The organism is Kitasatospora sp. NPDC054768, assembly GCF_053612025.1.
Genome location: NZ_JBSHBN010000248.1, coordinates 1 through 9095, shown reverse-complemented (window position 1 = coordinate 9095; position 9095 = coordinate 1). Strand labels below are relative to the sequence as shown.

Genomic DNA, 9095 nt, shown 5'->3' with positions numbered 1-9095 from the left:
GGGTCAGCCCAGGTCGACCGAGCGCGCGAAGTGGGCGCCGATCTCGGCGGCGATGGCCGACAGCACCTCCTGCGGGATCTCGGTGTCCACGGTGATGGAGGCCAGCGCGTTGCCGCCGTCGCGGGCGACCTGCATGCCGGCGATGTTGATGCCCGCGTCGCCGAGGTGGCGGCCGAGCACGCCGACCACGCCGGGGCGGTCCTCGTACTTGAAGAAGGCCATGTGGTCGGTGAGCGCCACGTCCACGTCGAAGGCGTCCACGCCGACGATCTTCTGGGTCTGCTTGGGGCCGGCCAGCGTGCCGGAGATGGCGATCTCCTCGCCGCCCCCGAGCGTGCCGCGGACGGTGATCACGTTGCGGTGCTCGGGGCTCTCGCTGGAGGTGGTCAGCCGGACCTCGACGCCGCGCTCCTGGGCGAACAGCGGGGCGTTGACGTAGGACACCGTCTCCGCCACCACGTCCTCGAACACGCCCTTCAGGGCGGACAGTTCGAGCACCTTCACGTCGTGCTGGGTGATCTCGCCGCGGACCTCGACGTCGAGGCGGACGGCCACCTCGCCGGCCAGCGCGGTGAAGATCCGGCCGAGCTTCTCGGCGAGCGGCAGGCCCGGGCGGACGTCCTCGGCGATCACGCCGCCCTGGACGTTCACCGCGTCCGGCACCAGCTCGCCGGCCAGCGCGAGGCGCACCGACCTGGCGACCGCGATGCCGGCCTTCTCCTGCGCCTCGTCGGTGGAGGCGCCCAGGTGCGGGGTGGCGACCACGTTGTCGAAGGCGAACAGCGGGGAGTCGGTGCACGGCTCCTTGGCGTACACGTCCAGGCCGGCGCCGGCCACCCGGCCGTCGCGCAGCGCGCTCGCCAGCGCCTCCTCGTCCACGATGCCGCCGCGGGCGGCGTTCACGATGCGGACGGTCGGCTTGACCTTGTGCAGCGCCTCGTCGCCGATCAGGCCGATGGTCTCCGGGGTCTTGGGGAGGTGGACGGTGATGAAGTCCGAGACCTCCAGCAGCTCCTCCAGGGTGACCAGCTTGACGCCCATCTGCGCGGCGCGGGCGGCCTGGATGTAGGGGTCGTACGCGACGATCTTCATCCCGAACGCGGACATCCGCTGGGCGACCAGCACGCCGATCCGGCCGAGGCCGACGACACCGAGGGTCTTCTCGCTCAGCTCGACGCCGGTGTACTTGTTGCGCTTCCACTCGCCCTGCTTGAGCGCGGCGTTGGCCGGCGCGATGTTGCGGGCGACGGAGATCAGCAGACCGCAGGCGAGCTCGGCGGCGGTGACGATGTTGGAGGTCGGCGCGTTGACGACCATCACGCCGGCCTTGGTGGCGGCGGAGACGTCCACGTTGTCCAGGCCGACACCGGCCCGGGCGACCACCTTGAGCTTACGGGCGACGGCCAGCGCCTCGGCGTCGACCTTGGTGGCGGAGCGGATCAGGATCGCGTCGACGTCGGCGATCGCGGTGAGCAGCTCGGTGCGGTCGGCGCCGTTGCAGTGGCGGATCTCGAAGTCGGGGCCGAGGGCGTCGACGGTGGCGGGCGAGAGCTCTTCGGCGATCAGAACTACGGCGCTTTTGGATGTCACAGTGCTCACGACAGTGGGGTCCTTAACTGTCCGGTTCCCCCGGGCACGTAGGTGGCGTGGAGGGCGGGGGAAGGTGGCATGCCGCGTAGGTAGACGCACGACGCTGTGGGCCTGACGCGCACTCGGAGTGTATCGACGGGCTGGACAGCGGGCCGCTCCCGTCCGGCGAAATCACCCGGACGAGAGCAGCCTACTTGTACAACGAGGTAACAAAACCGGGCCCGGAGAACGGCCCGGAAGGGGGTCAGGCCTTCTCGTTGACCCAGCTCATCAGCGAGCGCAGCTTCTTGCCGGTGGTCTCCAGCAGGTGGTTCTCGTCGGCCTTCTTGTACTCGTTGTACTTGGGCAGACCCGCCTTGTACTCGGCGATCCAGGTGTTGGCGAAGGTGCCGTCCTGGATCTCGGCGAGGACCTTCTTCATCTCGGCCTTGGTGGCGTCGGTGATGATCCGCGGGCCGGTGACGTAGTCGCCCCACTCGGCGGTCTCGGAGACCGACCAGCGCATCTTCTCCAGGCCGCCCTCGTACATCAGGTCGACGATGAGCTTCAGCTCGTGCAGGCACTCGAAGTAGGCGATCTCCGGCTGGTAGCCGGCCTCGACCAGGGTCTCGAAACCGGCCTTCACCAGGGCGGCGGTGCCACCGCAGAGGACGGCCTGCTCGCCGAACAGGTCGGTCTCGGTCTCCTCGGTGAAGGTGGTCTTGATGACGCCGGCCTTGGTGGCGCCCAGGCCCTTGGCGTACGACAGCGCCAGGGCGAAGGCGTTGCCCGAGGCGTCCTGCTCGACCGCGACGATCGCGGGGACGCCGCGGCCCTCCTCGTACTGGCGGCGGACCAGGTGGCCCGGGCCCTTCGGGGCGACCATGCAGACGTCGACGTCCGCCGGGGGCTTGATGAAGCCGAAGCGGATGTTCAGGCCGTGGCCGAAGAACAGGGCGTCGCCGGCCTTCAGGTGCGGGGCGATGTCGGCCTCGTAGACGTCGGCCTGGATAGGGTCCGGCACCAGGATCATGATGACGTCGGCCTCGGCCGCCGCCTCGGCCGGGGTGACGACGCGCAGGCCGGCCTCCTCCGCCTTGGCGCGGGACGTGGACTCCGGCTTCAGGCCGACCCGGACGTCGGCGCCGGAGTCGCGCAGCGACAGCGCGTGGGCGTGGCCCTGGCTTCCGTAGCCGATGACCGCGACCTTGCGGCCCTGGATGATGGACAGGTCGGCGTCGTCTTCGTAGAACAGCTCGGCCACGGGGGCACATCTCCTTGCGTGATGGTTGCCGGGTACGCGGTGCTCACCGTATGCGCACGCGGCGGGGGTTTGGGTCTTTGCGTCAGGGTTTGAGACGGCGCTGTTTACGCGCTGCGGTCCAGGGCGCGCAGCGAGCGGTCCGTGATGGAACGCGCGCCGCGGCCGATGGCGACCAGGCCGGACTGGACCAACTCCTTGATGCCGTAAGGCTCCAGCATCCGGAGCATGGCCTCCAGCTTGTCCGAACTGCCGGTGGCCTCGATGGTCACCGCTTCGGGCGACACGTCGACGGTCTTGGCACGGAACAGCTGGACGATCTCGACGATCTGCGACCGGGTCTCGTTGTCGGCGCGGACCTTCACCAGGACCAGTTCCCGCTGGATCGCAGCGGACTGGTCGAGTTCGACGATCTTTATCACGTTCACGAGCTTGTTGAGCTGCTTGGTGACCTGTTCCAGCGGGAGGTCCTCGACGTTGACCACGATCGTCATCCGGGACACGTCCGGATGCTCGGTCGAGCCGACGGCGAGGGAGTCGATGTTGAAGCCCCGACGGGAGAACAGGGCGGCGATGCGGGCGAGCACGCCGGGCTTGTTCTCGACCAGGACGGAGAGGGTGTGCTTGGACATGGGATTCCTCAGTCGTTCTGGAAACTGCAGGGGCTGGTCAGTCGAGGTCGTCGCCGAAGTCGGGGCGCACGCCCTTGGCGAACTGGATCTCGTCGTTGCTGGTGCCGGCCGCGACCATCGGCCAGACCATGGCGTCCTGGTGGACGATGAAGTCGATGACCACCGGGCGGTCGTTGATCTCCATCGCCTGCTTGATGACCGCGTCGAGGTCCTCGGGGCGCTCGCAGCGCAGGCCGACGCAGCCCATCGCCTCGGACAGCAGGACGAAGTCGGGGATCCGGGTGCCCTGGGCCGGCGGCTCGATGCCGTCGTGGCCGGGGCCGGAGTGCAGCACGGTGTTGGAGTAGCGCTGGTTGTAGAACAGCGTCTGCCACTGCCGGACCATGCCCAGCGAGCCGTTGTTGATGACCGCGACCTTGATCGGGATGTCGTTCAGGGCGCAGGTGACCAGCTCCTGGTTGGTCATCTGGAAGCAGCCGTCGCCGTCGATGGCCCAGACCGCGCTCTCCGGGCGGCCGGCCTTGGCGCCCATCGCCGCGGGAACGGCGTAGCCCATCGTCCCGGCGCCGCCCGAGTTGAGCCAGGTGCCCGGCTTCTCGAACTGGATGAACTGCGAGCTCCACATCTGGTGCTGGCCGACGCCCGCGGCGTAGATGGCCTCGGGGCCGACCAGCCGGCCGATCCGCTCGATGACCTGCTGCGGCGAGAGCTGCCCGTTCGGGGCCGGCTCGTAGCCGAGCGGGTAGGTCTTCTTCCACTCGTCGAGCCGCTCCCACCACTCGGTGTAGTCGCCCCGGTGGCCGGCGTCGAACTCGGCCTGGACGGCGACGATCAGGTCGGCGAGCACCTCGCGGGCGTCGCCGACGATCGGCACGTCCGCCGGGCGGTTCTTGCCGATCTCGGCCGGGTCGATGTCCGCGTGGACGACCTTGGCGCCGGGGGCGAAGCCGTCCAGCTTGCCGGTGACGCGGTCGTCGAAGCGGGCGCCGAGGGTGAACAGCAGGTCCGCCTTCTGGAGCGCGGTGACGGCCGGGACGGAGCCGTGCATGCCGGGCATGCCCAGGTGCTGGGGGTGGCTGTCCGGGAAGGCGCCGAGCGCCATCAGGGTGGTGACCACCGGGGCGCCGGTCAGCTCGGCGAGGATCCGCAGCTCGGCGGTGGCCTGCGCCTTGAGCACGCCGCCGCCGACGTACAGCACCGGACGCTTGGCGCCGACCAGCATCTTCGCGGCCTCGCGGATCTGCTTGGCGTGCGGCTTGGTCACCGGGCGGTAGCCGGGCAGCGCGGTCTCGACCGGCCAGCGGAAGGTGGTGGTCGCCTGGAGCGCGTCCTTGGCGATGTCGACCAGGACCGGGCCGGGGCGGCCGGTGGCGGCGATGTGGAAGGCCTCCGCGATCACCCGGGGGATCTCGGCCGGGTCGGTGACCAGGTAGTTGTGCTTGGTGATCGGCATCGTGATGCCGCAGATGTCCGCCTCCTGGAAGGCGTCGGTGCCGATCGCCTTGGAGGAGACCTGGCCGGTGATCGCGACGACCGGCACCGAGTCCATGTAGGCGTCGGCGATCGGGGTGACCAGGTTGGTCGCGCCCGGGCCGGAGGTCGCCATGCAGACCCCGACCCGGCCGGTGGCCTGGGCGTAGCCGGTGGCGGCGTGACCGGCGCCCTGCTCGTGGCGGACCAGGATGTGGCGCACCTTGACGGAGTCCATCAGGGGGTCGTACGCGGGAAGGATGGCCCCGCCCGGAATGCCGAAGACGGTGTCCGCGCCCACGGCCTCCAGGGAACGGATGAGCGACTGGGCGCCAGTCATGGTCTCGACGACGTGCTGGGGAGCGGGAGCGTTGGCGGCCGGGTTGTCCCCGCGGCGGGGGGATGCGGCGTGCTCAGTCATCTGCCTGTCTCTTCTCGGGATTTGCCGACCAGGTGCTGCGGGCCCCGGTGCTGCGAGGGTGGGGTCCCGGTCCGGGCCGAGCGCCGGCTCTGCCTCAATCGTCCCGCTCGATCCGACAAGTCGGACATGCTCGGGCGGCCGAGGCCAGGGGTCTTGCGGAGGTGGAACAGCGTCAGTGCAACAAAAAACCCCTCGTGCCCAAGGGCATGCGAGGGGTGGCGCGTCGGTCTGTCACGAGCAGGGCGTACGAGCCCACTCAGCCGACGCGCCCGCCAAGTACGAGAATTCGGGTGCGCATGGCAACGACCTTCCTCCCGTCCGGGGCGGCATGTCAAGCAGGTGGGACGACCGTCTCGCCATACGGACCCCCCGGCGGACCAGTGACGGCACGGTGTTCGGGCAGGTCAGAGCCGCCATGGTGATGTACGCCACGTCCCGGCGCGGCGTCCGTGCGGCCGCTCGTGCGGCCACTCGTCCGGGTGTCGTCGGCGGCGGGAGGGTACGCGCGGCGGGCCGGGACCGGGCCCGCCGGCGCGGGCAGCGGGTAGCCGCGGCGGGCCAGCGCCCGGCGCAGCCGGGGCTCGTCCAGCGGCGGGGCGAAGGCCGAGCCCTGGGCCTGCCCGCAGCCCAGCTCCTGCAGCGCGGAGACCTGGCGGGGCAGGTCCACCCCCTCGGCGGCGGTGGCCATCCCGAGGTCGCGGCCGAGCCGCAGCACGTGCCCGGCCAGGGTGCGGCTGAGCGCGGACTCGCCGAGGTCCTGGACGAGCGTGCGGTCCAGCTTGAGCCCGTCCAGCGGCAGCCGGGCGAGGGCGCCGAGCGAGCCGCCGCCGGCGCCGTACCCGGCCAGCCAGGTGGAGACGCCCAGCCCGCGCAGGGCGGAGAGCCGGCGGCCGAGCTCGTCGGCGAGCGAGTCCGGGCCCATCCGGGCCACCTCGATCACCAGCTCGTCGGCCGGCAGCCCGCTGTCGCGCAGCGCCGCGGCCACCGTCTCGTACAGGCCGGGCGAGCAGAGCCGTTCCACGGAGAGCCGGACGGCCACCGGGACGGGCTCCGGCGCGCCGCGGCCCCGGCCCGGCAGGGTGCGCCGCTCGACGGCCGCGCTGACCGCCTCCAGGACCAGCCAGCGGGAGAACCGGGTGGCCGCGTCCCCGTGCTCGCTCGAACGCAGGAACTCGGCCGGGGTGAGCAGCAGGCCGCCCACCGAGCGCCAGCGGGCCTGCGCCTCGACGCCGGTCACCGCGCCGCTGCGCAGGTCCACCACGGGCTGGTGGAGCAGCGTGAAGCCGCCCTCCCTCACCGCCATCCGCAGCCGTTCCTCCAGTTCGGTGCGGCGCTCCAGGTCGGCCCGCATCGCGGGGGTGTAGAGCACCACCCGGCCCTTGCCCTCGGACTTGGCCCGGTACATCGCGAGGTCGGCGTTGCGCATCAGCTCGTCGGCCGCGACCCTGGGGTCGGCCGCCGGGCCGCGCTCGGGGGTGCCGAAGGCGATGCCGATGCTGGCGGCGACGCCGAGTTCGGCACCGCCGATCCAGTACGGCTCGGAGAGCGCGAGGCGCAGCCGCTCGGCCAGCTCCTGGACCTGGAGGCGGCCGAGCGGGCCGCAGACCAGCGCGGCGAACTCGTCGCCGCCGAACCGGGCGACGGTGTCCCCGCAGCGGACGGCGCTCTGGAGCCGGCGGGCGGCCTGCACCAGCAGTTCGTCGCCGACCTGGTGCCCGGCGGTGTCGTTGACCGCCTTGAAGCCGTCCAGGTCGAGGAAGAGCACCGCGATCCCGGCGCCCGTCCCGCCCTGCTGGCCGCGGGCGCCGAGGGCGGCCCGCAGCCGCTGGGTGAACAGCGCCCGGTTGGGCAGGTCGGTGAGCGGGTCGTGGAAGGCGTTGTGCTGCAACTGGGCCTGGAGCATGACGCGTTCGGTGACGTCCCGGCTGTTGAGCAGCAGGCCGTCGCGATGTCTGCTGACGGTGGACTCGACGTGCAGCCACTCGCCGGCGCCGGAGCTGATCCGGCACTCGACCCGGGCGGAGAGCTCGGCGCCGCCGGGGCTGCGGTGGGTGGTGAGCCGGACCCTGGCGAGGTAGCGGCGGACCTCGGCGAGCACCCGGCCGACGTCCTCGGGGTGGACCAGGTCCAGCAGGTTGCCGCCGACCAGCTGCTCCGGGTCCCGGCCGTAGACGCCGAGCGCGGCCGGGGAGACGTAGGAGAGCACGCCGTTGGCGCCGGCGATCATGATGACGTCGCTGGAGCCCTGCACCAGGGAGCGGAAGTGCGCCTCCTTGTGGGCGAGTTCCTGGGCCAGCGACAGGTTGTCCAGGAGCATCACGCCCTGCCGGAGGATCAGCGCCAGCCCGACGGTGCAGGCCGCCGCGGCCACCACGCGGTCCAACTCCCTTCCGCCGAGGGCGTTGTAGAGGATTCCGGCGGTGCAGACCGCGGCGGCCGCGTACGGGGTCAGCGCGCTGAAGGTGGTGGCCACCCGGCGGTGCGGCAGGCCGCCGGCCGAGGGGTGCTCGCGCAGCGGGCGGCGCCAGCGCGGCGACCACGGCGCCCAGGCCAGCAGCAGGCTGCCGGCGAACCAGCCGGCGTCCAGCAGTTCGCCCGAGTGGTAGGTGCTGCGCAGTTCCGGGGAGGTGAACAGGGCGTCGCAGGTGACGGTGACGGCGAGCGCCACCATCGCCGTGTGCACCGCCGCCCGGTTGCCGTCCCGGCCGCCGAAGCGCAGCCCGACCACCAGGCTGACCAGCAGGATGTCCAGCACCGGGTAGGCCAGGTTGAGGGCCAGGCGCAGCGGTGAGCCGTCCTCGCCGGCCGCGATCCGGCCGAGTGCCAGGCTCCAGCTGAGGGTGAACAGCGAGCCGGCGATCAGCCAGCCGTCGAGCAGCAGGCAGAGCCAGCCGGCCGCCGTGCGCGGGTGCTGGGCGAGCACCAGGACGCCGGTGATGGCGAGCGGGGCGAAGAGCAGGAAGGCGTACTCGGCGAGCGAGTCCCGGGGCAGCGCGGTGCGCACGACCAGCTCGTACCAGCCCCAGGTGCCGTTGCCGAAGGCGACCATGAGCGAGGAGAGGCCGAACAGCAGCCAGGCCGGCCGGGCGTGCCCGCCGACCGTGCAGCCGTACACCAGACAGGACAGCGCGGCCGCCAGGGCCGCCGCGGCCAGTCCGAAGTCGCCCATGAAGACGGACAGTTGGTGTGATCCCCAGCCGGCGGCGGCGCCCGCGGCGTAGGCCAGGCAGAGTGCGCCCAGGACGAACCCGGGCAGGGTGCGGCTGGCCCGGAGCCGGCACAGCGGGCTGCGGCGGGCGGGCGCGGGCACGTCGGCGGCGGACGTGTCGGTGTGCGGTGCCTCCGGCCGTCCGGTTCCGGGCAGCACCGTTTCGGTGGAGCTCACTCGGCCTCTCCCCCTCCGGCCCGGGGCCTCGCGCCCCGGCCACGGACCACCGGCCGCGCACCTCTCGGACGTACGCGGTGGCCTGGCGCCCCGTCAGGACGGTGGCCCAGGGGGTGGGCGGCCTGCCGGTCGCCGCACCGTACCGATGCTCCCAAAATGGACCCTACACCAATCCCGTCACTCAATGACACGCACACTCAACTTAGAGTAATGGCGAAAGGGTGGGGAAATGCCCCCGATTCCTACGGATCGGCCCGGTTGGCGGCGGCGCGCGGGCGGGGGCTCACGCGGCGCGCACGGGAGCACGCGGCGGCGCCCGAACACCGGTTCCAGGACGGACGAACGGCGGCCCCGGAC

General features: G+C 71.9%; 5 protein-coding genes. All 5 read right to left on the bottom strand.

Translation table 11 applies throughout. The features are described from left to right. Positions 1 to 3: 3 nt before the first annotated feature. Positions 4 to 1590, bottom strand: coding sequence for a phosphoglycerate dehydrogenase (gene serA / locus ACWGKU_RS38980; RefSeq protein ID WP_401043809.1), 1587 nt, complete (start codon positions 1588 to 1590; stop codon positions 4 to 6). 244 nt (positions 1591 to 1834) lie between these two features. Next, positions 1835 to 2833: a ketol-acid reductoisomerase gene (gene ilvC / locus ACWGKU_RS38975; protein WP_401043804.1), complete on the bottom strand. Its 999-nt coding sequence runs from the start codon at positions 2831 to 2833 to the stop codon at positions 1835 to 1837. Between the two features lie 104 nt (positions 2834 to 2937). Continuing rightward, the gene (ilvN, locus tag ACWGKU_RS38970; protein WP_049657946.1) at positions 2938 to 3462 is read right to left on the bottom strand and encodes an acetolactate synthase small subunit; all 525 of its coding nucleotides are present in this window, start codon (positions 3460 to 3462) and stop codon (positions 2938 to 2940) included. Between the two features lie 37 nt (positions 3463 to 3499). Next, a complete protein-coding gene (locus tag ACWGKU_RS38965) occupies positions 3500 to 5353 on the bottom strand; it encodes an acetolactate synthase large subunit (protein WP_401043802.1) in 1854 nt (617 codons plus the stop codon). Positions 5354 to 5684: 331 nt separating this feature from the next. Further along, the gene (locus ACWGKU_RS38960) at positions 5685 to 8663 is read right to left on the bottom strand and encodes a putative bifunctional diguanylate cyclase/phosphodiesterase (RefSeq protein ID WP_452180878.1); all 2979 of its coding nucleotides are present in this window, start codon (positions 8661 to 8663) and stop codon (positions 5685 to 5687) included. Positions 8664 to 9095: the final 432 nt, after the last annotated feature.

Coding starts and splice junctions, on each gene's coding strand:
- ilvN (WP_049657946.1), bottom strand. CDS start 3,462: ATGTCCAAGCACACCCTCTCCGTCCTGGTCGAGAACAAGCCCGGCGTG.
- ACWGKU_RS38965 (WP_401043802.1), bottom strand. CDS start 5,353: ATGACTGAGCACGCCGCATCCCCCCGCCGCGGGGACAACCCGGCCGCC.